The organism is Streptomyces sp. NPDC005752 (assembly GCF_040630715.1).
GTDB lineage: Bacteria > Actinomycetota > Actinomycetes > Streptomycetales > Streptomycetaceae > Streptomyces.
The window spans coordinates 101,116-127,851 of sequence record NZ_JBEXYB010000001.1 but is presented as its reverse complement, the minus strand read 5'-3'; the positions used below and the strand labels follow the sequence as shown (position 1 = coordinate 127,851).

Sequence of the window (26,736 nt, the reverse complement as noted above, 5' to 3'; positions counted from 1 at the left end):
GAGCTCATCCTTACGATTTCATGTGATTCTTATCGTATGACGCCGATCACGGAGGTGGAGGGGCGGCGCCTGGCGCTCAGCAATCTCGACAAGGTGCTGTACCCGGCGACCGGCACCACCAAGGGCGAGGTGCTGCACTACTACGCGGCAACGGCCGCGGCGGCGATGCTGCCGCACCTGCGCGACCGTCCGCTGTCCTTCCTGCGTTACCCGGACGGTCCGGAGGGGTTGCGTTTCTTCACCAAGAATCCGCCGCCCGGAACACCCGACTGGGTGCGTACCGCCCCGGTGCCCCGCAGCGACGACCCCGACGCCCGCCAGGTGCTCGCGCAGGATCTGCCGTCCCTGATGTGGGCGGCGAACCTGGTGGTGGAGTTCCACACCCACCAGTGGCGGCAGGGCTCCCCCGCCGTGGCCGACCGGATGGTGTTCGACCTGGACCCCGGGCCCCCCGCGAGCGTCGTCGAGTGCTGCGCGGTGGCCCTCTGGCTACGGGAACGGCTGGCTTCGGACGGGCTGTCCTCGTACGGCAAGACGTCGGGCTCCAAGGGCCTGCACCTCCTCGTCCCCCTGGCGCCCACCCCCTCCGAGAAGGTGACGGCCTACGCGAAGAAGCTGGCCGTGGAGGCGCAGGCCGCACTGCCCGAGCTGGCCGTGCACCGGATGACGCGCGCGCTGCGCCCGGGGAAGGTCTTCGTGGATTTCAGCCAGAACGCCGCGTCGAAGACCACCGCGGCGCCGTACACCCTGCGCGCGAAAGGCAGTCCGACGGTGTCCGCGCCGGTCGGCTGGGACGAGATCGAGGCATGCGGTGCGCCGGGCGACCTCGTCTTCCTCGCCGGTGACATGACGGCACGGCTGGAGCGGCACGGGGATCTGCTCGGCCCGCTGACCGATCCCGGGCAGGCCAGGCCTCTGCCCGGGGGCTGAGGGGAGTCGGAGGGGCCGGGCGCACACCGCACCTTCACAGCCCGGGCGGGCGCGGTGAGGAAAGGCCGCAAGTGGAGGGTGGAGCATCCTGGCCGTGGTGCACACTCTGCGCAGGCGCTGCTTCGCACGCACGGTTCCCGCCGTGTCCGGGGCGCCGGGACAAGACACGGGGAGGGTGTGGCGTGTTCACGGGGATCGACGAGGTCGACTGGGCCTCGATGGAGCATGCCTACGGCCCGGCCGACGATGTGCCGGGGCTCCTGTACGGACTCGCCTCCGCCGACGCGGCGGAGCGGGAGAGCGCGCTCGACGGGATGTACGGCGCGGTGCACCACCAGGGGGATGTGTACGCGTGCACGCTCGCGTGCATCCCGTTCCTCTTCGAGCTGGCCGTGGATCCCGGCATACGGGACCGGGGCGGCGTCGTCGAACTGCTCACCAGCATCGGCGGCATCGATCTGGACGTGGACGACGAGAGCGAACTGGACGAGCTGGACGAGGACGAGATAGAGGGCGTGGCGAACTACGCCATGGCCGCGGCAGCCGTGTCCGCCGGGTCCGCGGTCTTCTTCGAGCTGGTCGCCGACGACGATCCGGGGGTGCGGCACGCCGCACCGCTGGCCCTGGCCACGCTGCACGACAGGCCGGAGAGGGTGCTCGTCCTCCTGCGCGAGCGGCTCCCGGTCGAGGCGGACGACGAGGTGCGGCTCGCGCTCGTCGAGGCCGCCGGACGGATCGCCCTGCGCCACCGGCCGCTGTCGGGGCAGGCGGCGGACTGGCTGAGCCGGCTCGCCGCCGAGGCGTATCCGCCCGGGCTGCGGCTCGCGGCCCTCGCCCAGCTGGCCAGGTGCGCGCCGGACGCGCTGCCCGGCGACGTCGTGCGGGTGGTGTCGGGGCTGCTGCGGGAGCTGCGCTCCCGGCCCTTCCGGGCGGAGTCCGCCACCGCGAAGGCGCCGGGTGGTGACGAGACCGCGCCGGACCGGGCCACCGCGCCGACCCTGGTGGGTCAGCTGCGGGAGCTGTCGGCCGAGGAGTCCGCCGGCCGCAGTACCCCGTGGGCCGCCGATCTGCTGCGGACGCTGCACAGTGGCCTGGACGACCGGGTGGACGACCGTACGGCACTGCTGACGGACCAGCTGAGCAGCCCGGACCCCTGGCAGCGCCTGGACGCCGTACGGATGAGCGGCGGGCTGATGCGCGCCTGGCGTGGTTCGTACGACGGTCTGGTGCGGCTGGTCGGCGCGCAGCTCGCGGCCCGGGAGCCGCGGCTCGCCGAGGCCGCCTCGCACGTGCTGGAGGAGCTGTTCGGCCTGGCCGTGCCCGCGGCCGATGCCCTGGCCGGCCGGGTGGCGGCGGATCCCGGTGCGTGGGTGAAGGAGTGGGCGAGCGGGCCGCCGGGCCTGGGCTCGGCGGTGAAGGCGCTGTCCAGGCTGGGCGACGCCCGGGCGCTGCCGGCCCTGGCGGCCGCCCTGGAGCGGCCCGAGGTGCCGCACGACGTGGGGTTCGCGATCCGGTGCCTCGGCGGGGCGGCGGCCCCGCTCGCCGGGGCGCTGCGGCGCCGGCTCGGCGAGGTCGGCCTGGACGAGGGCGCGTACGACCGGGCGAGCCCTCTTCTCGCCGGGCTGACGGCGCTGCGCGCGGGCGAGGCAGCCCCGGAGGTGCTGCGGGTGCTGCGGGGTGCGCCCGAGTACCGGGGCGAGTGGCTGCGCACGGCGGCCCTGCGGGCGCTGGGGTCGTTCGGGCCGGCCGCCGACTGCGCCGCTCCGGAGCTCCGCAGGCTGATCCGGCGGCCCGGGTCGGCGGCGGCGACGGAGGCGGCGGAGGCCCTGTGGGCGGTCACGGGCGACGCCGAAGAGGTGCTGCCGGTGCTGGCCGAGGGGCTGCGGGCGCAGCAGGTCCACGACTGCCGGGCGGCCGCGAACGCGTTGGGCGGGCTGGGGCGGCGGGCCGAGACGGTCGCGCCGAGGCTGCTGGCCCTGTTGGCGCACGAGGAGCTGTGGCTCCGGGTCGACGCCGCGATCGCCCTGTGGGAGGTGTCGGGGCGGGCCGCGGAGGCGGTGCCGGTGCTCCTCTCCGCGTGGGAGAGGAACCGTCACGTCAGAGTCCGGGTCGCGGAATGTCTGGCGCGGATGGGGCTGACTGCGGCAGGGTCGGACGCGGCACAGGTGCTGCGTGCCGAGCTCCTCGCCGTGCGCCGTCACAACGCGATGGACGGCGGCTACGGCAGTCACGACACTTATGAGGACGAGAAGCTGCTGGCGCTCTGCCGGCGGACACTTCTGGAAGACACGGGGAAAGGAACCACATCATGATCATTTTCGGTACGCGGGGCTATCTCTACCAACTGGCGGTCCTGACGATGGTGTGCGGCTGGTGCGGCAACCCCGCGGCGCACACGCTGCGCAAGCGGGTCACCAAGTTCACGCTGTTCTTCGTGCCGCTGTTCCCCTTCTCCACGAAGTACGCGACGCAGTGCACCTTCTGCGGCGGGGAGCGGCAGATACCGAAGGAGGAGGCGGAGCAACTGCTGGCGCAGGCCCAGGGCGGACAGGACGGCAATCCGTTCGGCGCGGCCCAGCAGCAGCAGCCCGGCTACGCGCCTCCCGGCGGCCAGAACCCGTACCAGAGCTGAGCCGCCCCGGGAGCGTCCGCCGGGTAATGCCACGAAGCTGACATAAGGGAAATAACACCCGCCTCTTGCTACGTTGCGGGGCATGACCGCAACGACGGCGGACGCACGCCCTCCCGAGCTACGCCTGCCGAAGCGGCGCGGGGTCGAGCTCTCGCTCCTGATCGGGGCCGTGATCGTCTCCGTCTACGGCTACGCCGCCGTCGGCCTCGCCCGGAACGACGCCGTACCCCCCGACGTCGCCGGGTACGGCGCCGGTCTCGGCCTCCTCGCCCTGCTCGCCCATCTCGCGGTCCGCTTCCGCGCCCCGTTCGCCGACCCGCTGCTGCTGCCCATCGCCGTCCTGCTCAACGGGCTGGGCCTGGTGCTGATCTACCGGCTCGACCTGGAGACGCCGAGCGACCGGGCGGCGACGACGCAGCTGATCTGGTCCACGCTCGGGGTGGCCTTCTTCATCGCCGTCGTCGTACTGCTGCGGGACCACCGGGTGCTCCAGCGTTATGCGTACATGTCGGTCGCGGCGGCGCTGGTGCTGATGCTCGTCCCGATCTTCTTCCCCGCGGTGAACGGGGCGAAGATCTGGATCCGGATCGGCGGACTCTCCTTCCAGCCGGGCGAGTTCGCGAAGATCCTGCTCGCGGTCTTCTTCGCCGCGTACCTGGCCGCCAACCGCAACGCACTCGCGTACACCGGCCGCAGGATCTGGAAGCTCCAGTTCCCCACCGGCCGCGTCCTGGGCCCCATCGTCGCGATCTGGCTGCTCAGCGTCGGCGTCCTCATCCTCGAACGGGACCTCGGCACCTCACTGCTCTTCTTCGGCCTCTTCGTGATCATGCTCTACGTGGCCACCGGGAGGACCGGGTGGATCGCCGTCGGGCTGCTCCTCGCCGCCGCCGGCGCCTTCGCCGTCGGCTCGTTCGAACCCCATGTGCACAGCAGGGTGGAGGACTGGCTGGACCCGTACGCCACGATCAACGCGGGCCAGGGGCCGAGCCAGCTCGCCCAGTCCCTCTTCGCGTTCGCCGCAGGCGGCATGCTCGGCACCGGTCTCGGGCTCGGCCACTCCATCCTCATCGGCTTCGCCGCCAAGTCCGACTTCATCCTGGCCACCGCGGGCGAGGAACTCGGCCTGGCCGGGCTCACCGCGATCTTCCTGCTGTACGCCCTGCTGGTGGCCCGCGGCTTCCGGGCCGGCCTGGCGCTGCGGGACCCCTTCGGGCGGCTCCTGTCGATCGGCCTCGCCTCGATCCTGGCGCTCCAGGTCTTCGTGATCGCGGGCGGGGTGATGGGCCTGATCCCGCTGACCGGGATGGCGATGCCCTTCCTGGCCCAGGGCGGTTCGTCCGTGGTCACCAACTGGATCATCGTGGCGCTGCTCATCCGGGTCAGCGACGTGGCCCGCACCCCTGAGCCCGATACCGGCACCGGCACCGGCACCGGCACCGGCACCGCACCGGCCGCGGAGGAGAAATGATCCCCTACATCCGGCGCGCCGCCGGATTCTGCCTCTTCCTGCTCCTCGCCCTGCTGGCGAACGCCGCCCGTGTCCAGCTCTTCGAGGCCGACGAACTGAACACCAACGCGGCCAACCGCCGTACCACCATCGATCGTTACGACCAGCCGCGCGGCAACATCCTGGTCGGCGACGAACCCGTCACCGGTTCGAAGGACACCGGCGAACAGCTGGCGTACGAGCGCACCTACCGCCACGGCCCGCTGTACGCGCCCGTGACGGGCTACGCCTCGCAGACGTACGGCACCACGCTGCTGGAGAACGCCGAGGACGGCGTCCTCTCGGGCACCGACCCGCTCCTGGCACCCCTCCCCCTCTGGGGTGACATCACCCGCAGCCGGCAGCCCGGCGGCGACGTCGTCACCACCGTCGAGGCCCCGGTGCAACGCGCGGCGTACGAGGGCCTGGACGGCCGGCGCGGCGCGGTGGCCGCCCTCGACCCCGCCACCGGCCGGATCCTGGCGCTGGTCTCGTCACCGTCGTACGACCCCGAGGTCCTCTCGGGCACCGGCTCCTCGGTCACCGACGCGTGGGCGCGGCTCAACCGGGCGCAGAGCCGCCCGATGCTCAACCGGGCCATCCGGCAGACCTATCCGCCAGGTTCGGCCTTCAAGATCGTGACGGCGGCGGCCGCGCTGGACGCCGGTGTGGTCACCGACCCGGACGCGGCGACGGACACTCCGTCCCCGTACGTCCTGCCGGGCACCTCGACCGTGCTGCCCGACGAGGCGCGCGGCTGCGAGAAGGCGTCCCTGGCGGAGGCGATCCGGGTCTCCTGCAACACCGTGATGGCCCGTCTCGGCGTCGAGGTGGGGCTGGACGGGATGCTGGAGGCGGTGGGCAGGTTCGGCTTCAACGACGACGGCCTCACGATTCCCTCACGGGTGGCCCGCAGCAACTTCGACTCGGAGATGAGCGACGACCAGCTGGCGCAGTCCTCCATCGGCCAGTTCGACACGACGGCGACGCCGCTCCAGATGGCGATGGTGGCCTCGGCGGTCGCGAACGGCGGCGACCTCAGGCGCCCCCACCTGGTCGACCGGGTGACCAAGGACGGCGGTGCCACGGTCAGGCAGCAGGGCTCGGACTCCTACCGCCGGGCGATGAACCCGGCGACGGCACAGCAGCTGCAGCGGATGATGACCGACGTGGTGGAGGACGGTACCGGCACGAACGCGGCGATCGACGGCGTGACGGTCGGCGGGAAGACGGGCACCGCCCAGCACGGGGTCGACAACTCCGGCACGCCGTACGCCTGGTTCATCGCGTGGGCGCAGGCCCCGGACTCCGGCCGCCCGGCGGTCGCCGTCGCGGTGGTCGTGGAGGACGCGGAGGCCGACCGCGCTGACGTCAGCGGGGGCGGCGACGCCGCCCCGATCGCCCGGGCGGTGATGGAGGCGGCGCTGGAGGGCTGAGGCGGGCGCCGGGGCCTCCCCGCGCACGAGGGCCGAGACTGGTGCCATGACAGCGGCACTCGAGGCATCGCTCGCCCGCATCGACCGGCTCGACCCGGAACTGTGCGCGTTCACCGAGGTGTGGCACGAGGAGGCGCGGGCCCGGGCGGAGGCAGCGTCCCGGCTGCCGCTCGCGGGGCTGCCGTTCGCGGTCAAGGGCCGCTCGGGGATCCGCTCGTACGCCGCGCGCCGTCTGATCGCCGCGGGCGGCATCCCGGTCGGCGCGACCTCCGTCCCCGGCCCCGGTACGCCGTGGCAGACCTGGGGGCAGGGGGCGCACGGCCGTACGGTCAACCCCTGGCGCCACGACCGGACTCCGGGCGGGTCCTCCGCGGGATCGGCGGTGGCGGTCGCCGCGGGCATGGTGGAGCTGGCGACCGGGAGTGACGGCGCGGGGTCGGTGCGGATCCCGGCGGCGTGGTGCGGGGTGTTCGGCCTGCGGACGAGCGCGGGTCTGCTCCCCTCCCCCGACCGCACGGGCCTGGCGACCGCCGGGGTACTCGCGAGCTCGGCGGAGCGCGCGGACGCGTATCTGCGCCACGTGGCCGACGCATACGTGCCGCGGCCGGCGCGGCTCCCCGTGCCGGCCGTCTACAGCCCCGACCTGGGTTTCGCCGCCGTCGCCCCGGAGGTCGCGGACGTGACGCGGCGAGCCGTCGGCCGGCTGGTGGCGGCGGGAACGGTACGCCTGGTGCCGGGCTCCTGCGAACTGCTCGACCCGGCCCGGGCGTGGTTCGCGGCGCGCGCGGGACGCCCGACCGCATCCACGGAGCGGCTCCGTGCCGCCAACGACCGCGCCCTGGACGCCCTGTTCGCCCGTACGCCCCTGCTGCTCACCCCGGTCGCGCCCACCCCGCCGCACGGCCACGACGGACCGGGCGACATCTACTCCACCGCGCTGACCTGGGCGTTCAACCTCAGCGGTCATCCGGCGGCGAGTGTGCCCGCCGGCTTCACGGGGGACGGCTGCCCGGCCGGACTCCAACTGGTGACGGGGCGGGGAACGGACGCGGCGCTGCTCGGCATGGCGTGCGCGGTGGAGGGGGCGCTCGGCCGGTCGCCTATCGGCCGACCGGCCGGCGGATCTCCGCCCTGACCTTCGCCGTGTCCTCGGCGGCCGACGTCAGGTCGACCGACTGTGCGTCCTCCGCGATCTCGCCGGGCCGGATCACGGCGACCATGGCCGCCGTGTTGGCGTCACCCCAGGCGCACATCGGCGCGTAGGTCGTCGTGCCGAGGTCCGTCCAGCGCACGACCTGGCACTCCACCGTGATGCCGTAGCCGTCGGGCCGGAACTCCTCGGGCGGCACGACCGCCTCCGCGCCCTCGGCCCCGGCCGCGCCCTCCAGGATCTCTGCCCGCATGGCCCCCGGGCTCGCCAGACGTCCGTACATCCCCGAAAGGACCAGGACACCGCCCTCGTCCGTCCCGTACCGGGCGACAGCGGCCTTACCGTCCCGGACCCTCGGGTCGGGGGCCTCCTCGATCTCCTTGCCCTCGGTTTCCGACAGGTCCTCGGCCAGGGCGAACTCCCCGTCCAGCACCTCCTCCGGCACCACGAGTTCGTGCGTAGCCGCGGGGAACGCCGCGTCCGCGCCCCTGTCGATCAGCGTGAACGCGCCGAAGCCGATCCCCAGCACGAGCACGGACACCCCCACCACGATCCCGACGACGAGCCCCGCCCGCGTCCTGCGCGGCGGTCGGGGCTGCCAACCGGGCATCCCCGGCTGCCCCCACGGTCCGGGAGGACCGGGCACCCCCTGGGGCGGGTAGGCGTAGGCCGCCGGCGGCGGGTAGGGGCCGGGCGGGAGCTGCTGCCCGTACGAACCGGGCGGGGGCTGCTGCCCGTAGGCACCGGGCTGCTGTGCCTGCTGCCCGTACGGACCGTGCGGGGGCGGAGGCGGCCCGTACGGACCCTGCGGTGGCATGCTCATGCGCTCACGTTACGTCACCGGCACGAACAGGAGTTCGCCGTACGGGGCTTCGGCAACCGAGGGATCCACCCCGTCAGCTCAGCGGTTCCCGTCGCAGGCGCCACTCCGCGGGGACCCCCTCGGTCCCGGTCGCCGCCCCGACCACGCCCCCGGTGATGGCGCAGGTCGTGTCCACGTCGCCGAATCCCTCGGCGGTCGCCCACAGCGCCTGCTCCAGGTCGTCCGGGTGCCGGGCCGCCGTCCACAGCGCGAAGGGCACCGTGTCGTCGGCCCGGATCCGCTGCCCGTTGCCCAGGAGGTCGGCGGCCTTCCAGGGCTCCGTGACGAACGGCACCCCCGCGGCGCGGAGCACGCCTTCCCGCACCGGCCCCTCGGGGGTGTGCGCGGCGACCGCCTCCAGGGTGAGCCCGCCGCGCACCGAGAGCGCCGCGGCGACCGCGACCGCCACCGCGCCGGCGACACCCTGCGGATGGGCGTGGGTGACGACCGCCGAGAGGGCCGCCTGTTCCACGGTCCGGCCGAGGTCGGCGTGGAAGCGGGCTCCGAGCGGCGCCACCCGCATCGCCGCCCCGTTTCCGAGGCTGCCGCCCTCGAAGAGCCCGGGCGCCAGGGTGCGCCAGTCCCCCGGAGAGGTCAGGAGTTCCGGGAGGAGCATGTGCATCCCGTGCCCGTACCCACGGGCCCGGTCCGCGTCGAAGGCCAGGGCGTAGTACAGGGCCAGGCGGTCCTGATCCACCTGCCCGCACTCGTCGAGGACCCGTTGCAGGGCCAGCGCCAGCGCGGTGTCGTCCGTCCAGTGCCACACGGGCTCGTGCGGGGTGCGGCGCGCCCGGACCTCGGCGTACGCCTGCCGGGGCGGCCGGAAGAGCGGGAACCAGCGCTCTCCGAAGGCGTCACCGAGCGCGAGCGCTTCGAGACTGCGGCGGGCTGCTGCTGAATCACCAAGGGCCGAAGCGGAGTTCATGCCCCCATCCTCCGCCGGTGTACGCGGTACGTACACCCGATATGAGTACGCGTGCTCAAGATCAGCTCCGCCGGTGAGGGCAGGCTGAATCCCGTCAGCAACACATCAGAGGGAGCCCGACCATGCGCACGGCCAACAGACTCCGCCCCACGTTCCGCACCACGATCGGGCTCGCCCTGGCCACCGCCACGGTCGCCCTGCTCACCAGCGCCTGCTCCATGCAGCAGGCGACCTGCGGGGGCGACGAGTACCCGGTCCTGTCCGTGGGCGGTCCCGGAAAAGCATGTGTGCCCGACGACGAGGAGCCGCCGAAGGGCTACGCCCGCTACCCGGAGGGCAAGGTTCCCGAGCACGAGGGCGACAAGTGGTCGACCTACTGGAGCACCCGGACGCTCGACGAGAACGGGAGGACGATCGAGCTCCCCGACGAGAACTAGCGGCCGGGCGGGCGCGGGTCTGCCGGGCGGCAGGCGGTCGCGCGGGCCTGCCGGCGGCAGGGGGCGGGTCAGCCGTCGGCTCCGCCCGCCGTGATCGCGTCCGCGACCTCCGCGACCCGCGCCCGCTCCTCCACCGCGAAGCGGTCCCGGTCCAACTGCTCGGCGATCTCCTCGTCCTGGGCCATCAGCAGGTCCAGGTTCGAGTCGCCCAGCTCGAACACACCCATGTCGACGTAGGCCTTCTGGAGCCGTTCGCCCCAGAGTCCGATGTCCTTGACGCAGGGGACGATCCGGCTGAACAGCAGCTTGCGGAAGAGCTGCAGGTACTCCGAGTGCTCGGAGAGCTCCTTGGCCTCCTGCCGGCCGATACCGAAGTTCTCCAGGACCTCGACGCCGCTGAGGCGGTCACGCATCAGGTAGCAGCCCTCGATGACGAACTCCTCGCGCTCGCGGAGTTCGGCGTCACTCAGCTGCTTGTAGTAGTCCCGCAGTGCCATCCGCCCGAAGGCCACGTGGCGGGCCTCGTCCTGCATGACGTAGGCGAGGATCTGCTTGGGCAGCGGCTTGGTCGTGGTGTCGCGGATCATGCCGAACGCCGCGAGTGCCAGCCCTTCGATGAGGACCTGCATGCCGAGGTAGGGCATGTCCCAGCGGGAGTCGCGCAGGGTGTCGCCGAGCAACCCCTGGAGGTTGTCGTTGACCGGGTAGAGCATCCCGATCTTCTCGTGCAGGAAGCGTCCGTAGATCTCCGCGTGCCGCGCCTCGTCCATCGTCTGCGTGGCGGAGTAGAACTTCGCGTCCAGGTCCGGGACGGACTCGACGATGCGGGCGGCGCAGACCATGGCGCCCTGCTCACCGTGCAGGAACTGGCTGAACTGCCAGGAGGTGTAGTGCTTGCGCAGTTCGCCGCGGTCCCGCTCGGTCATCTTCGCCCAGTGCGGCGTCCCGTGGAGCGTGAGGGCCTCGTCCGGGGTGCCGAGGGGATCCGCGGGATCGACCTCCAGGCTCCAGTCGATGCGCTTGTTGCCGTCCCACTGCTTGTCCTTGCCCTTCTGGTAGAGGGCGAGGAGGCGTTCACGGCCGTCGTCGTAGTCCCAGCTGAAACGGGCGGCACCTGTGGCTGGCACCTGCCACGTCGGAGCCGGGGGCGGGGTGATGTAGAGGTCGTGTGTCGACACGGAGAGCTCCTTCGCGCGGCGAGGATCGTATGTTCCGTGGTGCTGACGTCAGTTGGCAGGTTCACACGTTGGTAGACGCGGGGTCAACAAGTAGCGCACAAGGGATTGACTGCCTTGCTGACAGGCAGTCTCATAATCGGTGAGCAGAGAAATGACCGCCGGTAACCCATGTGCGAGGTGCCCACAGCCATGACGACAGTGACCGACGAGGACATCCAGGCGCTGCGCGACGCCCTCGGCCCGCTCAAGGACCGGGAGCAGGTCGCGGCCCGTCTGCTCGAGGCCTCGGCGAAGCACTCCTTCGACCCGGACACGGAGCTCGACTGGGCCTCCCCCGCCGAGGACGGCAAGTGGTTCTGGCCGCCCGAGCTGGTCTCCCTCTACGACACCCCCCTCTGGCGGACGATGTCGGAGGACCGGCGGATGGAGCTGGCACGCCACGAGGCGGCGTCGCTGGCCTCGCTCGGTATCTGGTTCGAGATCATCCTCATGCAGCTGCTCGTCCGCCACATCTACGACAAGTCCGTGACCAGCAAGCACGTCCGCTACGCCCTCACCGAGATCGCCGACGAGTGCCGGCACTCCATGATGTTCGCCCGCATGATCGAGTGGGGCGGGGCCCCTGCCTATCCGGTGCCGCCCCGCTACCACAACCTGGCGCGGGTACTGAAGACCATCTCGACCACGCCCGGTTCGTTCGCCGCGACCCTGCTCGGCGAGGAGATCCTGGACTGGATGCAGCGACTCACCTTCCCCGACGAGCGCGTCCAGTCGCTCGTACGCGGAGTGACCCGCATCCACGTCGTCGAGGAGGCCCGTCATGTGCGTTACGCGCGGGAGGAGTTGCGCCGCCAGATGGTGACCGCCCCCGCGTGGGAGCGGCGCATGACCAGGCTGAGCTGCGGGGAGGCGGCACGCGTCTTCTCCGTGTGCTTCGTCAACCCGCAGGTGTACGACAACGTCGGACTGGACCGCCACGAGGCCGTCGCCCAGGTGAAGGCGAGCGGCCACCGGGCCGAGGTCATGCAGACGGGGGCGAAGAGGCTCACGGACTTCTTCGACGACATCGGGGTGCTCAACGGAGTGGGGCGCAGGCTGTGGAAGAGCTCGGGTCTGCTGGCCTGAGGCCGGTCCCCTTCCGGAGGGAGCGCTTAGGCTTCGGAGTATGACCTCCGCACCCGCAGTACCGCCGGCCCGCGCGTACCGACGGCTCGGTGTCGAGGAGCGCCGCGCCCAACTGCTGGTCGCGGCGCTCTCCCTCTTCGCCCACCGGGCGCCGGACGACGTGTCGATCGACGAGGTGGCAGCGGCGGCCGGGGTCTCCCGTCCGCTGGTCTACCGCTACTTCCCGGGCGGCAGGCAGCAGTTGTACGAGGCCGCCCTAGGATCGGCCGCCGACCAGCTCACGCTCTGCTTCGCGGAACCCGCCGCGGGCCCGCCCACCGAGCGGGTCAGCCGCGTCCTGGACCGCTATCTCGGCTTCGTCGACCAGCACGACGCCGGCTTCAGTGCGTTGCTGCGCGGCGGCAGCGTGGCCGAGACGTCGCGCACGACGACGATCGTGGACGGCGTGCGGCGGTCCGCGGCCGAGCAGATCCTGCTCCACCTGGGCCGTGGGACCGGCCCGGGCCAGGAGCCGGCGGGGCCCCGGCTGCGGATGATGGTCCGCACCTGGATCGCCGCCGTGGAGGCGGCGTCCCTGATCTGGCTGGACGAGGACAAGCAGCCTCCGGCCGCCGGTCTGCGCTCCTGGCTGGTCGACCATCTGATGGCCCTGCTCGCCGCGACCGCGGCCTCGGACGAGGAGACGGCGGAGGTGGTGGCGGAGCTGCTGAGCCAGGAGACCACGGACGGCCCCGCCGGACGGCTCACGGCGCTGATCATCCCGGTGGCGGGGCACGCGGCACACCTGCTGCCTCCTGAGTGACACTGGCCGGGTGAAAAGCGAGAACACGCCCTTCCGCGGCGGCCCCCTGGACGGCCGGGTGCTGCCCGTCCTGCTCGGGCCGACCGGCCATCCGCCCAAGTGGTACGAGGTCCCGGTACCGGACGCCGGCGGCGGCCCCGACACCGTCCACGCCTACCGGCGCGCCCCGGCGGGCCATACGAAGCGACTCGGACTGCAGCGCGGCTGGGTGTACGAGTACGCTCCCGACGGCCGCGAACGCTTCACCCCCAAGTGGCCCTGGAACAGCCCCCGAAGCGGCTCCTGAGCCTCCCGCGTGCCCGCGCCCGTAAGATCGGCCCGGTGCCGAGGGCACGGTCACAAGGGGGGTGCGCCATGGAGGCGCTGCGTCAGGACGATCCACGCCGCTTCGGCCCGTACACCGTGCTCGCGCGCCTCCGTGAAAGCGCGAGCGCCGTGCACTACCTGGCCCGGGGCGCGGACGGCGACGGGCCCGCCGTGGTGACGGCCGCCCGGCCCTCCCTCGCCTCCTTGCCCGCCTTCGGGCGCCGCTTCCGCTCCGAGGCCCGCACCGCGGAGCGGCTGGCCGGTGGCTGGGTGCAGCCGCCGCTGGCCTCTCCGCAGGACGACGGGCTCTGGACGGCCACGGCCTACGTGCCCGCGGTGACGCTCGCCGAGGCGATCGGCCTCGCCGGTCCGCTGCCCGAGCGCGCCGTGCGGATACTGGGCGCGGGCCTGGCCGAGACGCTCTGCCGGGTGCACGCCACCGGGGCCGTACTCCAGGGGCTGGCGCCGGACACGGTGCTGCTGGCCGAGGACGGCCCACGGCTGACCGCGTTCGGGCCTCTGGGGGCCGCCGCCTCCGCCGAGGCCCGCGAGGGCGGGCAGTTGTCGGTGCGGCTCGGCTACCTCACCCCCGAGCAGGTCGAAGGCGGGGAGGCCGGCCCGGCGTCCGACCTGTTCGTCCTCGGCCTGCTGCTGGCGTACGCGGCGACCGGGACGACCCCGCTCGCCGACGGGCCCGCGGCGGAGGCGGCCGAGCGGATCGCGCACGGACCGGCCGAACTCGGCGGCGTGCCGGACGGATTGCGCGCGCTGATCGCGAGCTGTCTGGCGAAGGACCCCGGGGAGCGGCCCGGCGCGGGATCGGTCGCCGCGGAGCTGGCGCTGGAGGGCGCGGCAGGCCTCGCCAGGGGCGGCTGGCTGCCCGGGCCCCTGTCGGCCGCGGTGACGGACCAGGCGGCACGGGTACGGGCCCTGGAGACGCCGGTGACCCCGGTCCAGGACGAGGTACCCACGGGTGGTGCTCCCGCGAGCGGCACGCCGGGGATCGGCATCGGCCAGGGCAGCCGGACCACCCGCGTCCTGGGGGCCGGGTCGCGCGGGCCCCGGTCCGACCGGGCGACGACCCGGCTCGCCGCCGTGCCCCCGCACCTCCCGGCGGCCGCCCCGCCGCGGACACCCGCGCCTGCAGCCGCACCGCCGTATCCGTACGCCTCCCCGGCTGCCGCCGCACCCCTGGGCGTAGCCGCCGCACCCGCGCTCCCCCGGGCCCTGCCCTCCGCAGCACCCACCGCAGCGCCGCGTGGCGCGTCAGCCCCGGCCACCGGCCGGCGGGCGCTGCTCACCGCCGTCGCCGCCGGCGCGGCGGGGCTGGTCCTGGGCGGGGCGGCCGTGTCCGCCTTCGGGTCCGGCGAACCCGGCGCAGCCGCCGGCGAACCGGAGGCGGCGCCCGGGCCCGCCCTGCCCGGCCTGGCGCCCGATCCCCTGTGGATGTACACCCGACCGGCCGCCGCCCCGGCCCCGTCGACCGCGGGTGTCTGGCAGGACGAGCTGCTGGTGCTGACGGACACGGCCGGGGCGACGGCCGTCGACCTCCGCACGGGGCGGCAGGTCTGGGAGTGCCCCGAAGCCGCGGGCGCGCAGGAGGTCCTGGCCGCCGGGGACGGCCTCTGCCTCCTGGCGGCCCCGACCGAATTTCTCTGGCTGTCGCCGGAGGACGGGCGGATCGAGCACCGGGTGCGCTTCGCGGACGGGTTCACCGGCGTACCGGACATGAAGGTGGCCCCGCTCACGGGCCTGTCCGGTTCCGTCCTCTGGTTCACCGGTTCCCACACCGTCACGGTGAAGGCGCCGAAGCCGAAGAAGGGCAAGAAGCGCGGCAAGGACACGAAGGCCGCCAAGGCCTACTTCTTCGCCTACGACGTCGTGCGGCGCAAGGAACTCTGGCGCGTGGCCGTGCCCGCGGGCCGGGCACCCGGCACCCCTGCCTACGACGTCACCGCTGTCCGGGACGCCGACCTCGTCGTACGCCAGGACGCGGGCACGCTCACCCCCTCCGACGCCGCGGCAGGCAAGGGCAAGGCCGTCTTCCGCTGCTTCGGCCGCGACAGCGGGAAGCTGCTGTGGAGCCGGCGGTTCGGCGCGGTCGCCCCGGCCGGCGCGGCGGCCGGGGACGGGGAAGGGCGGCTGTACGGCGCGGTGGGCGACGCTCTGCAGGCCTTCGAGACGGACACGGGGAAGCCGGTCTGGACACTGAACGGTACCGAGTCGTCCGTCTTCGGCCCGCCGCTCCCGGCCGGGATGGTACTCCACACCACGAACAGCAACCAGGAGGTCGGCTCGGTCGAACGGGCGACCGGAAAGCCGCTCTGGCGGCGGTCCACCGAGGTTCCGCCCGGTGACGGCGCTCCGGCGCTCACGCTGAGCGGGGGCGGGAACACGCTGCTCGCCGCGGACGCCTCCCAGGTGACCGCGTTCGCCGCCGCGGACGGGCGCCGGCTGTGGAAGTTCCAGGACATCGGGGCCCAGGACCCGAAGGGCGCGACGGTCAGCGCTCCGTACCGGGTGCTGGCCGCCGGGAAGACCACCGTCGTCCAGCGGGAACGGGCCTTCTACGCCTTCCCCGTGAAGTGACGCGCAGGCGGGCGGAGGCCCGCCCGCACCACCGGGTCCGCCGTTCGGGGCACACCCCCGGGCGGCACGCCACGCGGTCCTTGCATCACCCCGCACCGAATGACCGGATGGGTGCGATCCGACCATTTGTGGGGTAGTCCGACTAATCGGCATCGCCCCTGACACCGGAGGTGATGCCGTGCCCCGCGGAGTCGCACGCGGCCTCTGTACGGCGGCGCTGGCCGCGGTCGTCGCCGCCTCCCCCGCCGTCGCCGAGCCCGCAGGACCTGACCCGACGCCGGGCGCCTCACCTGCCCCCGCGCCCGCTGCCGGCCCGGCTCCGCAGAGCGTGGCCGGGCTGCTGAAGCAGTTGCAGACGCTCTACCGGAAGGCCGAGGAGGCGGGCGAGCTCTTCAACGGCACCGAGGAGGAGCTGAAGAAGCGGACCGCCGAGGCCGCGAAGCTGCGCGCCGAACTCACCGGGGCCCGGGCCGCGCTGGACTCCGGGCGCCGGGACGCCGGGCGGCTGGCGCGGGACCAGTACCAGGGGCGCACGGACTTCTCCGCGTACCTGACGCTGCTGCTGGCCGACGACCCGGCCCGCGCCCTCGAACAGAGCCATGTCATCGAGCGTGCCCAGGCAGGCCGTTCGGCCGTCGTCGACCGGCTGACCGGCGCGGAGCGGCACGCCGAGGTCCTGGCCGCCAGATCCCGTACGGCGCAGGCCCGGCAGCGGATGCTGGCGGCCCGGCAGAAGAAACAGCGCGACGTCGTGCAGTCACGTCTGAAGGGCATCGAGGCGATGCTGGCCTCGTTGTCGGCAGAGCAGCTGGCCGCGCTGTCGGCACTGGAGGAGAAGAACATCGGCGAGGCGCAGGACGCGCTCGCCGCATCGGGGGCGCTCAGCTCGGTGCGCACGCCGTCCGCGGCGGGCGGAGAGGCGGTCCGCTACGCCGTCGAACAGATCGGCAAGCCGTACGTGTGGGGCGCGGAGGGGCCGGAGTCGTACGACTGCTCCGGGCTCACCTCGCAGGCCTGGTCGTCCGCGGGCCTGACGATCCCCCGCACCTCGCAGGAACAGTGGCGCCGGCTGCCGAAGGTACCGGTCGGCTCGCTGCGCCCCGGCGACCTGGTGGTCTACTTCCCGAAGGCGACGCACGTCGCGCTCTACATCGGCGACGGTCTCGTGGTGCAGGCCCCCAGGCCCGGCGCCACGGTGAAGGTCTCACCCCTGGCCTCGAACCCGCTGCTCGGGGCCGTACGCCCCGACCCGGGGAGCGAGCCGCTGAGCACCTACGCGCCGCCGGAACTGCCCGAGGGCGCCACCGCGGGTGCGGACTCGGGCTACGACGCCCCGGACGCATGAGAGCCGGGCCGCCCCACCCGTCCGCACCAGTGTGACGGAAGGGGGCGGGCCGGCCTCTCCGAGCGCTCGTGTCAGCCCTGCGCGCCGGTGAGCGAGGCGAGGTAGGCGTTCGTCTTCTCCGGCTCGAAGAAGAAGTTGTCGAAGTCCGCCGGGTCGTTGAACCCGTTGGCGAACCGGTCCGCGGCCGGCTGGAGCTGACCGGACGCGCCGATCAGGTTCAGGACGTGCTCCGGCGGCGGGCCGAGCATCGCGTTCGTCCACTTCACGACGTGCTGGGTGTTCTCCCAGTGCCGTTCGAACGTGGCTTCCATCCACTCCTCGTCGAACGGCCGGTCGCCGTGCTCCAGGATCGAGTGCAGGTAGGAGTGCGCACACTTGGACGCGGTGTTGGAACCCTGGCCGGTGATCGGGTCGTTGGCGACGACCACATCGCCCACCCCGAGTACCAGACCGCCGCCGGGCAGCCGCCCGACGGGCTTGCGCACGGTCGGGGCGTAACGGCCCGCCAGCGTGGCGTTGGCGTCGGTCAGCTCGACCTTCGTGGCGCGTGCGTACTCCCACGGCGTGTACGTCTCCATGAGTTCCAGCGTCTTGGCCAGGTGCTCCGAGGGGTCCTTGATGCCCTGGAACGCGTCGAGCGGACCGCCGGGGACGCCCTCCCAGAACAGGATGTCCGCACGGCCCGACGTCGTCAGGGTCGGCATGACGAAGAGCTCACCGACACCCGGGACCAGGTTGCACCGCACCGCGTCGAACTCCGGGTGCTCGGGCCGGGGGCCCAGACCGTGGACGTACGCGACGGCCAGCGCCCGCTGCGGGGCGTCGTAGGGCGAACGGGAGGCGTCCCGGCCGAACATGGAGACGAGCTCGCCCTTGCCGGCCGAGACCATCACGAGGTCGTACGTCCGGGAGAAGTAGTCCAGGTCGGAGACCGCGGCACCGTGGATGACGAGCTGCCCCCCGCGCTGGGCGAAGGTCTCCATCCAGCCGGCCATCTTCACGCGCTGGTCGACGGACTGGGCGTAACCGTCCAGCTTGCCCACCCAGTCGATGACTCGCGAGGAGTCGGGACCGGCGACCGAGACGCCGACACCCTCGATCTGCGGGGCCTGCGACTCCCAGAAGTTGAGCTGGAGGTCACGCTCGTGCTGGAGAGCCGTGTGGAACATGCACTGCGTCGACATGACCCGGCCGGACCGGATCTCGTCCGCGGTGCGGTTGGACATCAGGGTGACTTCGTACCCGTTGGACTGCAGTCCGAGGGCGAGCTGGAGGCCGGACTGGCCGGCTCCGACTATGAGTATCTTCCGCATCGCGGTTCTCCGTTACGTGTGCTGGGTGCGTCTGTCGTTACTCGGGGGCGACGTCGAGTGCGTGACCCACCAGGGCGAGGAGCGACTCGACGACGCTGATCCTGTTACGCGCATCCATGATCACAACAGGCACGTGCGGAGGCACTGTCAGGGCGTCCCTGACGTCGCCCTCGGCGAAATCGGTCGTCCCCTCGAAGTGGTTGACGGCCACGACGTAGGGGAGACCACAGCTCTCGAAGTAGTCGAGCGCCGCGAAGCAGTCGGCGAGGCGCCGGGTGTCGGCCAGGACCACGGCGCCGATCGCACCACGCACCAGGTCGTCCCACATGAACCAGAAGCGCTGCTGGCCGGGGGTTCCGAAGACGTACAGGACGAGGTCGTCGTCCAGTGTGAGGCGGCCGAAGTCCATCGCGACGGTCGTGGTGACCTTGTCGGGCGTGGCCGTGAGGTCGTCGGTCTCCTCACTGGCCTGCGTCATCAGCGCTTCGGTCTGGAGCGGGGTTATCTCGGAGGCCGAGCCGACGAAGGTCGTCTTGCCGACGCCGAACCCGCCCGCCACGACGATCTTGGTGGCGATCGGCGCGCGCGTGTGGTCGAGCTGCCAGGACTGCACCGGCTCGTCGGTCCGGTCCTGCGGGTTCCGCTGACGCGGAGTGAAGAGCGGCGCCTCAGAGACGGCGGAGTCCATTGAGCACCCTTTCGAGAAGTGCGCGGTCGGGCTGGCCGGTGCCGTGACCGGTGCCGTAGACGCGGATCTTTCCCTGGTCGGCCAAGTCGCTGAGCAGTACCCGGACCACGCCGAGCGGCATCTTCAGCAGGGCGGAGATCTCCGCGACCGTACGCATCCGGCGGCAGAGCTCGACGATGGCGTGGAGCTCCGGCATGACGCGCGAGGCGAGGTTGCCGTTCGTGAGTTCCCGGCGCTCCTCGGGGGCCTCCAGCGCGGCGACGAACGTCTCGACGAGCAGGACGTGGCCGAAGCGGGTGCGGCCACCGGTGAGGGAGTACGGACGGACCCGTGCGGCCTTGCGGTCGGAGCCCCTGACGGGGAGTTTTCGTACGGGTTCAGCAGCTGACGTCACTGGGTGCTCTCCATCGATTTGCGCAGCTCACTGCGGAGTTCGGGGGTGAGTACGTGTCCGGCACGGCCGACGAAGAGCGCCATGTGGTAGGCGACGACGCTCATGTCGCAGTCGGGGGTGGCGTGTACCCCGAGGAGGGAACCGTCACTGATCGACATGACGAAGACGCTGCCCTCCTCCATCGCGACCATCGTCTGCTTGACGCCGCCGCCGTCCATCAGCTTGGCGGCACCGATCGTGAGGGATCCGATGCCGGAGACGATGGTGGCGAGGTCGGCGCTGGAGCCCCGGGGGCCATCCTTCCGTCCTGACGCCGTGGCCGTCGCGAGACCGGGGTCCGAGGAGAGCAGCATGAGTCCGTCGGACGAGACGACGGTGACCGAGTGGACCCCTGGCACCTCCTCCACGAGATTGCTCAGCAACCAGTGAAGGTTCCGGGCCTCGGTGCTCAGCCCGAATGTGCTGGGCGCAGTCAACTGCGTGCCTCCTCGACTGTGTCCCCCGTCTCATCGATTCGACCGTCGGTACGGTCTTGGTCGGTCTGTGGGCCGCTCTCGCCGATCTCCGCCTCGACATCGCGGCGGCCGTCCTTCGCCCCCTGGTGGAATCCGCCGAGCCGACGGCGCAGGGCGTCCTTGTCCAGGCTGCCCTTGCGCTCGGTGGCCGGGGCCGACGACTGCGCGGCGATCCTGGGGGTGCGCTTGGGCAGCCCCTTGTCCGTGAGGCGCTCGGGCAGGGGTGCCGGGTCGGGCACCTCCTCGCCCAGTCCGGTGAGCGGCTGCCGGGGGCCGGGGACGACGTCGGCGGCCGGAGTGGGCGCGGGCGCGGCTGCGGATGCCGTCGTGGGGCTCGTGTCGGCGGTGCGCTCGTGGCTGTCGGGTCCGACGGCGTACGGGCTCGACGCGTCCTGCTGCACCGGCAGCCGGACCTGCATCGTGGTCTCGGCCTCGGCCTCGGCCTCCTCGTGGAGCCCGGCCCCGGGATGGGAAGCCCGAGGGGTCTGCGGAGCCTCAGGGGCTTGGGGGGCCTGTGGGGCCTGTGAGGCCTCGGGAGCCTGCGGGGCCGCCTCGGAGACCGGCTCGGCGGGCGCAGGCGTCGCGGGCTGCGGGGAAGCCGCCTGCAGGGTCCGCTCCGCGGCCGCGATCAGCGGGTCGTCGGCGGAAGGGGCGGGGCGGGGCGGGAGTGCGTTGGAGTTGGCCTCGGCCACGGAACCCGGCAGGTTCAGCGTGGGCGCGTCCCCGGGCAGCGGTACGGGCGGCGGAGAGGCCGCGGGCGGCGACTTGGGCAGCAGCGCCTGCGGAAGGACGACGACCGCGGTCACCCCGCTCCCCTTCTGTTCGCGCAGCTGTACCCGGATGCCGTGGCGGGCGGCCAGCAGCGAGGTCACCTGAAGACCCAGCCCGGCCCCGTCCGCGGTCTGTTCGCCCGCTTCGAAGGACGCCGGGTCGGCCAGCCTCGCATTGAGCTCGCTCATCCGGACCACCGACATGCCGATGCCCGCGTCCTGGACGGAGAGCATCACCTCGCCGGTCTCCAGCAGCCAGCCGGAGAGCTCGACATGGGAGTCGGGCGGGGAGAAGGAGGTCGCGTTCTCCAGGAGTTCGGCGACCAGGTGACTCAGGTCGTCGGCTGCGAAGCCCGCGACCTGGGCGTGCGACGGCAGCGACTGGATGGTGACCCGCTCGTACCGCTCGATCTCGCTGACCGCGGCGCGCAGTACGTTGACCAGCGGGATCGGGCCGGCGTGCCCCTGGCTGTGATCGGTACCCGCGAGAACCAGCATGTTCTCGCTGTGGCGCCGCATGACGGTGGCCATGTGGTCGAGCTTGAAGAGGGTCGCGAGGCGCTCCGGGTCCTGCTCGCGCTCCTCCATGCCCTCGATGACGCCGAGCTGGCGCTCGACGAGGCCGAGCGTGCGCAGCGACAGATTGACGAAGGTGTGGTGGACCGTGTTCCTCAGCCGTTCGAGCTGGGAGCCGAGTTCCGCCACCCGGACCTGGAGTTCGGCCCGCTGGAGTGTGAGGGCCTCGCGGCCCGCGATCAGCTCGCCGTGCTCCGCCTGCATGCTCTCGTGCCGGCCTGTGACGTCGTGGTGCAGCTCCTGCAGCTTGCCGTGCAGGGTGTTGATGGACCGCACGACCTGGGCGAACTCGTCGTTGCGCCCGGTGTAGCGGACGGGTTCGGCGCTCTCGGGCTCGGCTGCGATGCGGCCGGCCCCGAGCCGCAGGACGGCGAGCGGCTGCGTGAGGGTGCGGGCGACGGCGGTGGAGACGCCGACGGCGATCAGCAGACAGCCGCCGAGCAGGGCGAGGTGGAGTTCCAGCGCGGTGACGTCGTCGTCGCGCAGCGCCTCCAGACGCTTGACCTGTGCGGTGCCCAGCGCGGACTCGACACCGCGCATGCGGTCGATCCTGGCGGAGAGCGCGGCCTCGACCTTCCCGGGGTCGGCCTGCCGGTCCGCGTCGGACAGCTCGGGGCGGTCGGTGAAACGTGTGAGGTACTTCTCCGCGACGGCGACCTCGGAGCCGGTGACCGTGGAGGCGAGCCTGTCCCGGGCGGAGGTACCGGCGGACTGGTCGAACTCCGCGAGCGAGGCGAGCTCGTGCACCCGCGCCTGCTGGGCGGCCGCGCTCAACTCGTCGCGGCTGCGGTCGTCCTCGTCGGTGCCTCCGTCCTGGCTCTGGACGGGCAGACCGGTGAGCGGGTCGATCTCCGGCTGCTGCGGCTCGGTACCGGGCACCGCGAGCGCGGCCAGGAGCAACCCCCTGGTGGCGGAGGCCCGCTCCACGGCGCCGCCGAGGGCGAGCGGGGCGCGGGTCGCGTCGGCGGCCCGCGGCGGAGTCTTCTCGGCGAGCTCGTCGGCGAGGTCCTGGAGCTTGGCGATGACCTCGGAGTACGCCTGGTACGCCTCCATCGCCGAGCCCTCGCCCGTGAGGGCGGTCCGGCGCAGCGAGGGGATGTCGGCGAGGTCGCGGCGCAGCGCCGCCGGGGCGGCCTCCCGGATCTCGTCCACCTGCTGGTCGACACGGGCCGCGGGGCTCGTCGTGCCGTCCTTGCCGTCGCCCTCACGGCCGCCCGCGATGTGGGCGGTGACCTCGTCGCGCTCGTCCGCGAGGGAGTGCGCGAGGGTGATCGCCTGCTGGTTCAGCTCTGCGAGCGTGACCAGCCGCTGGGACTCGTTGAGATCGGAGGACGCGCCGAGCGCCGCCGGGGCGCCCGCGGCGATGACGGTGATCCCTACGACGGCAACGCCGGCGACGAGCCGGCTGCGTACCCGCACGGTCCGTTTGGAGGCCACAGCCGCCTGAGGCGTCGCCCCGGACTCCTCGCGCGCGCTGTTCTTGCTCCGAGGCCGCTTCTTCTGCACCGGTGCTCGCAATCTTGATCGTCCGCCCTTGAAGCAGAGGTGACGCACGGTCACGTGTATGGGCTCCCCGCCCTGGTACGGCTTCTGACCATTCCAGCGCTTTTGAGAGGGGGCCGCGCATCAACCGCTCCGCCACTCAAAGGAGTGAACAGCAATCCGGAGTTGGCGAACAAGTCTCCCCACGGGCGCCGCTGGGCATGCACGGGCCACCGGGTGGAACTTCGGGCCGGGCTTTGGGATTATGCCCGCCCGCATATGCATGGAGGTATGGATTCCATCCTGCGGAGCCATCTGACCTGCTGGTACGGGCCAACCACGGGGTCGTGCAGGCTCCGTGAAGACGTCGTGCAGACTGTCCCGATGCGTATCGAACTCGCCACCGAGCCGGGCAGCCCCGAACGCCCCAACGAGGACTGGGCATCGACCACCGTCCCGGCGTCGGGCCAGGGTGGCGTCCTCGTCCTGCTCGACGGCGTGACCCCACCTCCGGGCGACGACGGCTGTGTGCACACGGTTCCGTGGTTCACCGCGCGGATCGGGAGCGCCCTGGCCGAACTGTCCGCTTCGAGGCGGGATCTGACGCTGACCGAGGTCCTCGCACGGTCCATCCGGCGCACCGCCGACGCCCACCGCGCCACGTGTGACCTTTCTCACGTGCGTACGCCTCAGGCGACGGTGGTCCTGGCGCGTTGGGACGACGAGCGGGTCGAGCATCTCGTGCTCTCCGACTCGGTCCTGCTCGTCGAGGCGCCGGACGGCACCGTCCGGCCCCTGCTCGACGACCGCCTCGACCGGCTGCCACCTGGCTCGCTGGCATCGGAGGCGATCGCGGACGCGCACGCACGGAACAAGGAGGGCGGCTTCTTCACCGCGGCCGCGGACCCCCTGGTGTCGTCACGCGCGGTGACGGGCGAGACCCCCCGGGCCGAGGTCCGGGCACTGGCGGCGCTGACCGACGGGGCGAGCCGCTGGACGGAGAAGTTCCAGGAGGGCGACTGGAGTGCCTCTCTGGAGGTTCTGCGGAAGGAGGGGCCGCAGGGGCTGATCGACCGGGTGAGGGAACTGGAGCGGACCGATTCCGGCCGGGCCCGCCTGGGCCGCGGCAAGACCCACGACGACGCGACAGCGGTCCTCGTGGAGCTGTAGGGCCCCGCGGTGAAGCCGTCCCTCGCGCCGGCGCCGGCGCCGTCCAGCCGGGCACCTCAGCTCTCGGCGCGCTCGTTCAAATGGTGCAGCAGCCGGGCCAGTTCCGCGACCTCGGTGCGGTCCCAGTCCGCGAGCTTGCGGGCATAGCGTCCCCGGCGGGCGTCGCGGACGCTGCGGAAACGCGCGAGCCCCTCCTCCGTGAGGTGGACGAGCGAGGCGCGGCCGTCCGCCGGGTCGGTCTCCCTGGCCACCAGTCCGAGGCCCTCCAGGGCCCGCAGCTGGCGGCTCATGGTCGCCTTGCCCACCCCGATGTAGGCGGCGAGATCCGTGGCACGCTGCCGCCCCGCCGACTCCAGCCGTACGAGCAGCCCGTAGGCAGCCGCCTCCAGATCCGGATGGACCTCGCGGGACATCTCCCCCGAACTGGCCCGTGCCCGGCGCAGGAAGACCGCCAACTCCCTCTCCAGGGCGAGGAACTCATGGTCCACACCATTTCCGGCCATCGCGCCGGGTTCACCATCGCTTCCGCTCCCGTGCACGTCAGCACCCCTCATGCGCTTTCCCGCCGATGAAACTTTCTTTCAGCCCCGGCCATCACCGCAGCTCCGCCAGTATTTCGCAGGCGTAGACCTACGGCAGTCGCCAGGCCCCCTTCCGGAGCACGGGTCTACGTGCGTAGCTTCATGAGCGCCCTGGTTGGCATGTCCACACCACGGCACGCACCGCAGGAGTGTCCCGCACCCACTCCTGGGCCATGAGCTCCCCCCACCGAGCCCTCGGAGGCACGCAATGCCCGTGCACAGATCCGGAACCACGGCACCCCGCCGGCGCCACCTTCTCGCGGCGGGGACATTCCTCGCCGCCCTCACCCTCCTGCTCACCCTGCCCGGCGCGGCGTCCGCGGCCGACACGGCCGCCGTCCCCGAGCGGGGCACGGCGAGAATGGGCCAGGGCGTCATCGCCCACGACGGTCAGGCGGGAGGCTCCTCGACCGGCACGAAAGCCGTCCAGACCGAAGGCGTGGACGTCAGCGGCCACCAGGGCAACGTCGCCTGGTCGACCCTGTGGAACAGCGGCGTGAGGTGGGCCTACGTCAAGGCCACCGAGGGGACGTACTACAAGAACACGTACTTCACGCAGCAGTACAACGGCTCGTACAACGTCGGGATGATCCGGGGCACTTACCACTTCGCCACCCCGGACACGACGAGCGGCGCGGCCCAGGCGAACTACTTCGTGGACAACGGCGGCGGGTGGTCCAGGGACGGCAGGACACTGCCCGGCGTGCTGGACATCGAGTGGAATCCGTACGGCGCACAGTGCTACGGCAAGACCCAGGCCGGCATGGTCGCCTGGATCCGGGACTTCGTGAACACCTACAAGGCGCGCACCGGCCGTGACCCGGTGATCTACACCGCGACCAGCTGGTGGAAGGACTGCACGGGCAACAACGGCGGCTTCGGCGCCACCAACCCGCTCTGGGTGGCCCGCTACAACACCACGGTCGGCGAACTCCCGGCCGGCTGGAGCTACTACACGATGTGGCAGTACACGTCGTCAGGTCCGACGGTCGGCGACCACAACCACTTCAACGGCGCCCTTGACCGCGTGGTGGCACTCGCGAACGGCTGATCCCCGCACGACGCAGAACCCGGGCCCCGGTGACCAGCTCCAGGTCGCCGGGGTCCGGCGTTGCCCCGGACCCTACTATGCACACCACGTATACACGCTGTGTATAGTCACGCCGTGCCGCACCGCCGGTGTGTGGCCGAGCCATGGGGAAGTGACGCGCTGTGTCTGTTGTGCCCGGAAAGACGACGCCGTTCGGTTCGGGGTTGGCCGCCGCTCTGGTGACGGTGCTCACTCTGGCGCTCGGCGGATGCGCGATGGAGACGACAGCTCCCGGATCCGCCCGCGCCGAGGCGGCCTCCGACGCCAAGGGGGTGTTCGGCCAGGTGGACTGCCGCAAGGCAAAGTGCATCGCGCTGACGTTCGACGCGGGGCCGGCGAAGGACACCCCGCGCCTCCTGGACGTACTCAAGGAGAAGAAGGTGCCTGCCACGTTCTTCCTGCTGGGCGAGAACCACGTCCTGAAGCACCCGGAGACCGTGCGGCGCATCGCGGCCGAGGGACACGAGGTCGCCAATCACACCTGGTCCCACCAGATCCTGACGGAGAAGAAGCCCGCGGAGATACGGGCGGAGCTGGAGAGGACCCAGCTCGCGATCGAGGAGATCACCGGGAAGAGGCCCCGGTTGATGCGTCCCCCTCAGGGCCGCACCGACGACACCGTCTCCGGCGTCTGCGAGGAGCTCGGGCTCGCACAGGTCCTGTGGAGCGCGACCGCCAAGGACTACTCCACGAACGACTCCGCACTGATCAGGAAGCGGATACTCGACCAGGCCGGCAAGGACGGAGTCATCCTGCTGCACGACATCTACAAGGGGACGGTCCCCGCGGTCCCGGGCATCATCGACACGCTGAAGGAGCGCGGCTACACCTTCGTGACCGTCCCTCAGCTGATGGCCCCTGCGGAGCCCGTACCCGGCACGGTCTACCGCCCTTGACCTGGCCCGCGCACGGAAAGGGCCGCCCTCCGGAAGGAGGACGGCCCGTCCGTAC

At 72.2% G+C, this 26,736-nt stretch carries 24 protein-coding genes; 15 read left to right on the top strand and 9 right to left on the bottom strand.

The window, feature by feature from the left end; translation table 11 throughout:
* The first annotated feature begins 36 nt into the window (after nt 1–36).
* The 6 genes from ligD (at nt 37) to ABZ441_RS00595 (ending at nt 7,622) form a co-directional block, all read left to right on the top strand.
* A complete protein-coding gene (ligD, locus tag ABZ441_RS00620) occupies nt 37–930 on the top strand; it encodes a non-homologous end-joining DNA ligase (protein WP_358966261.1) in 894 nt (297 codons plus the stop codon).
* Between the two features lie 182 nt (nt 931–1,112).
* Nucleotides 1,113–3,242, top strand: coding sequence for a PBS lyase (locus ABZ441_RS00615; RefSeq protein ID WP_358966258.1), 2,130 nt, complete (start codon nt 1,113–1,115; stop codon nt 3,240–3,242).
* Entirely contained in the window at nt 3,239–3,562 is a 324-nt protein-coding gene (locus tag ABZ441_RS00610; RefSeq protein WP_358966255.1) for a zinc-ribbon domain-containing protein, read from the top strand. Before ABZ441_RS00615 ends, ABZ441_RS00610 begins: the two co-directional genes overlap by 4 nt.
* 82 nt (nt 3,563–3,644) lie before the next feature.
* Complete coding sequence (locus ABZ441_RS00605; protein ID WP_358966252.1) at nt 3,645–5,033, top strand: FtsW/RodA/SpoVE family cell cycle protein; 1,389 nt, start codon at nt 3,645–3,647, stop codon at nt 5,031–5,033.
* Nucleotides 5,030–6,487, top strand: coding sequence for a penicillin-binding protein 2 (locus ABZ441_RS00600; protein ID WP_358966249.1), 1,458 nt, complete (start codon nt 5,030–5,032; stop codon nt 6,485–6,487). Before ABZ441_RS00605 ends, ABZ441_RS00600 begins: the two co-directional genes overlap by 4 nt.
* A gap of 46 nt (nt 6,488–6,533) precedes the next feature.
* Nucleotides 6,534–7,622: an amidase gene (locus tag ABZ441_RS00595; RefSeq protein WP_358966246.1), complete on the top strand. Its 1,089-nt coding sequence runs from the start codon at nt 6,534–6,536 to the stop codon at nt 7,620–7,622.
* On the opposite strand, the gene ABZ441_RS00590 is transcribed toward ABZ441_RS00595, so the two are convergent.
* On the bottom strand, nt 7,588–8,460 hold the full coding sequence (locus tag ABZ441_RS00590) for a hypothetical protein (RefSeq protein WP_358966243.1): 873 nt from the start codon (nt 8,458–8,460) through the stop codon (nt 7,588–7,590). The genes ABZ441_RS00595 and ABZ441_RS00590 overlap by 35 nt on opposite strands.
* A 73-nt stretch (nt 8,461–8,533) precedes the next feature.
* Nucleotides 8,534–9,424: an ADP-ribosylglycohydrolase family protein gene (locus ABZ441_RS00585; RefSeq protein ID WP_358966240.1), complete on the bottom strand. Its 891-nt coding sequence runs from the start codon at nt 9,422–9,424 to the stop codon at nt 8,534–8,536.
* A gap of 122 nt (nt 9,425–9,546) precedes the next feature.
* Here ABZ441_RS00585 and ABZ441_RS00580 point away from each other — a divergent pair, with 122 nt between their 5' ends.
* The gene (locus ABZ441_RS00580) at nt 9,547–9,861 is read left to right on the top strand and encodes a hypothetical protein (protein WP_358966238.1); all 315 of its coding nucleotides are present in this window, start codon (nt 9,547–9,549) and stop codon (nt 9,859–9,861) included.
* A gap of 68 nt (nt 9,862–9,929) precedes the next feature.
* Here the strand turns inward: ABZ441_RS00580 and ABZ441_RS00575 are convergent, their stop codons facing one another.
* The gene (locus tag ABZ441_RS00575; RefSeq protein ID WP_358966235.1) at nt 9,930–11,039 is read right to left on the bottom strand and encodes a ferritin-like domain-containing protein; all 1,110 of its coding nucleotides are present in this window, start codon (nt 11,037–11,039) and stop codon (nt 9,930–9,932) included.
* Nucleotides 11,040–11,228: 189 nt separating this feature from the next.
* On the opposite strand from ABZ441_RS00575, the gene ABZ441_RS00570 reads away from it, so the two are divergent.
* From ABZ441_RS00570 to ABZ441_RS00550, 5 genes are all read left to right on the top strand, one after another.
* Nucleotides 11,229–12,164, top strand: a complete 936-nt coding sequence (locus ABZ441_RS00570) for a diiron oxygenase (RefSeq protein ID WP_358966233.1) — start codon at nt 11,229–11,231, stop codon at nt 12,162–12,164.
* Nucleotides 12,165–12,204: 40 nt separating this feature from the next.
* Nucleotides 12,205–12,966: a TetR/AcrR family transcriptional regulator gene (locus tag ABZ441_RS00565; RefSeq protein ID WP_358966230.1), complete on the top strand. Its 762-nt coding sequence runs from the start codon at nt 12,205–12,207 to the stop codon at nt 12,964–12,966.
* A gap of 10 nt (nt 12,967–12,976) precedes the next feature.
* Entirely contained in the window at nt 12,977–13,252 is a 276-nt protein-coding gene (locus ABZ441_RS00560; RefSeq protein WP_358966228.1) for a hypothetical protein, read from the top strand.
* Between the two features lie 68 nt (nt 13,253–13,320).
* The gene (locus tag ABZ441_RS00555; protein WP_358966226.1) at nt 13,321–15,861 is read left to right on the top strand and encodes a PQQ-binding-like beta-propeller repeat protein; all 2,541 of its coding nucleotides are present in this window, start codon (nt 13,321–13,323) and stop codon (nt 15,859–15,861) included.
* Between the two features lie 178 nt (nt 15,862–16,039).
* On the top strand, nt 16,040–17,206 hold the full coding sequence (locus tag ABZ441_RS00550) for an NlpC/P60 family protein (protein WP_358966223.1): 1,167 nt from the start codon (nt 16,040–16,042) through the stop codon (nt 17,204–17,206).
* Nucleotides 17,207–17,277: 71 nt separating this feature from the next.
* On the opposite strand, the gene ABZ441_RS00545 is transcribed toward ABZ441_RS00550, so the two are convergent.
* From ABZ441_RS00545 to ABZ441_RS00525, 5 genes are read right to left on the bottom strand one after another with little or no spacing between them, the layout of a single operon-like run.
* Nucleotides 17,278–18,519 (bottom strand): styrene monooxygenase/indole monooxygenase family protein, encoded by a 1,242-nt coding sequence (locus ABZ441_RS00545; protein ID WP_358966221.1) that lies wholly within the window; start codon nt 18,517–18,519, stop codon nt 17,278–17,280.
* Between the two features lie 37 nt (nt 18,520–18,556).
* Nucleotides 18,557–19,207 carry an ATP/GTP-binding protein gene (locus ABZ441_RS00540; RefSeq protein WP_358966218.1) on the bottom strand — a complete coding sequence of 217 codons (651 nt, stop codon included), beginning with the start codon at nt 19,205–19,207 and terminating at the stop codon, nt 18,557–18,559.
* Nucleotides 19,188–19,601, bottom strand: a complete 414-nt coding sequence (locus ABZ441_RS00535; RefSeq protein WP_358966215.1) for a DUF742 domain-containing protein — start codon at nt 19,599–19,601, stop codon at nt 19,188–19,190. Before ABZ441_RS00535 ends, ABZ441_RS00540 begins: the two co-directional genes overlap by 20 nt.
* Nucleotides 19,598–20,077, bottom strand: a complete 480-nt coding sequence (locus tag ABZ441_RS00530; RefSeq protein ID WP_358966213.1) for a roadblock/LC7 domain-containing protein — start codon at nt 20,075–20,077, stop codon at nt 19,598–19,600. Before ABZ441_RS00530 ends, ABZ441_RS00535 begins: the two co-directional genes overlap by 4 nt.
* Entirely contained in the window at nt 20,074–22,968 is a 2,895-nt protein-coding gene (locus ABZ441_RS00525; protein WP_358966210.1) for a nitrate- and nitrite sensing domain-containing protein, read from the bottom strand. Before ABZ441_RS00525 ends, ABZ441_RS00530 begins: the two co-directional genes overlap by 4 nt.
* A gap of 360 nt (nt 22,969–23,328) precedes the next feature.
* Between ABZ441_RS00525 and ABZ441_RS00520 the strand changes: the two genes are divergently transcribed.
* Nucleotides 23,329–24,114: a protein phosphatase 2C domain-containing protein gene (locus tag ABZ441_RS00520; RefSeq protein WP_358966208.1), complete on the top strand. Its 786-nt coding sequence runs from the start codon at nt 23,329–23,331 to the stop codon at nt 24,112–24,114.
* Nucleotides 24,115–24,170: 56 nt separating this feature from the next.
* Here ABZ441_RS00520 and ABZ441_RS00515 read toward each other — a convergent pair whose 3' ends face one another.
* A complete protein-coding gene (locus tag ABZ441_RS00515) occupies nt 24,171–24,653 on the bottom strand; it encodes a MarR family transcriptional regulator (protein ID WP_358966753.1) in 483 nt (160 codons plus the stop codon).
* Between the two features lie 250 nt (nt 24,654–24,903).
* Between ABZ441_RS00515 and ABZ441_RS00510 the strand changes: the two genes are divergently transcribed.
* Entirely contained in the window at nt 24,904–25,746 is an 843-nt protein-coding gene (locus ABZ441_RS00510; protein WP_358966205.1) for a lysozyme, read from the top strand.
* Nucleotides 25,747–25,916: 170 nt separating this feature from the next.
* Nucleotides 25,917–26,681, top strand: a complete 765-nt coding sequence (locus tag ABZ441_RS00505; RefSeq protein ID WP_358966750.1) for a polysaccharide deacetylase family protein — start codon at nt 25,917–25,919, stop codon at nt 26,679–26,681.
* Nucleotides 26,682–26,736: the final 55 nt, after the last annotated feature.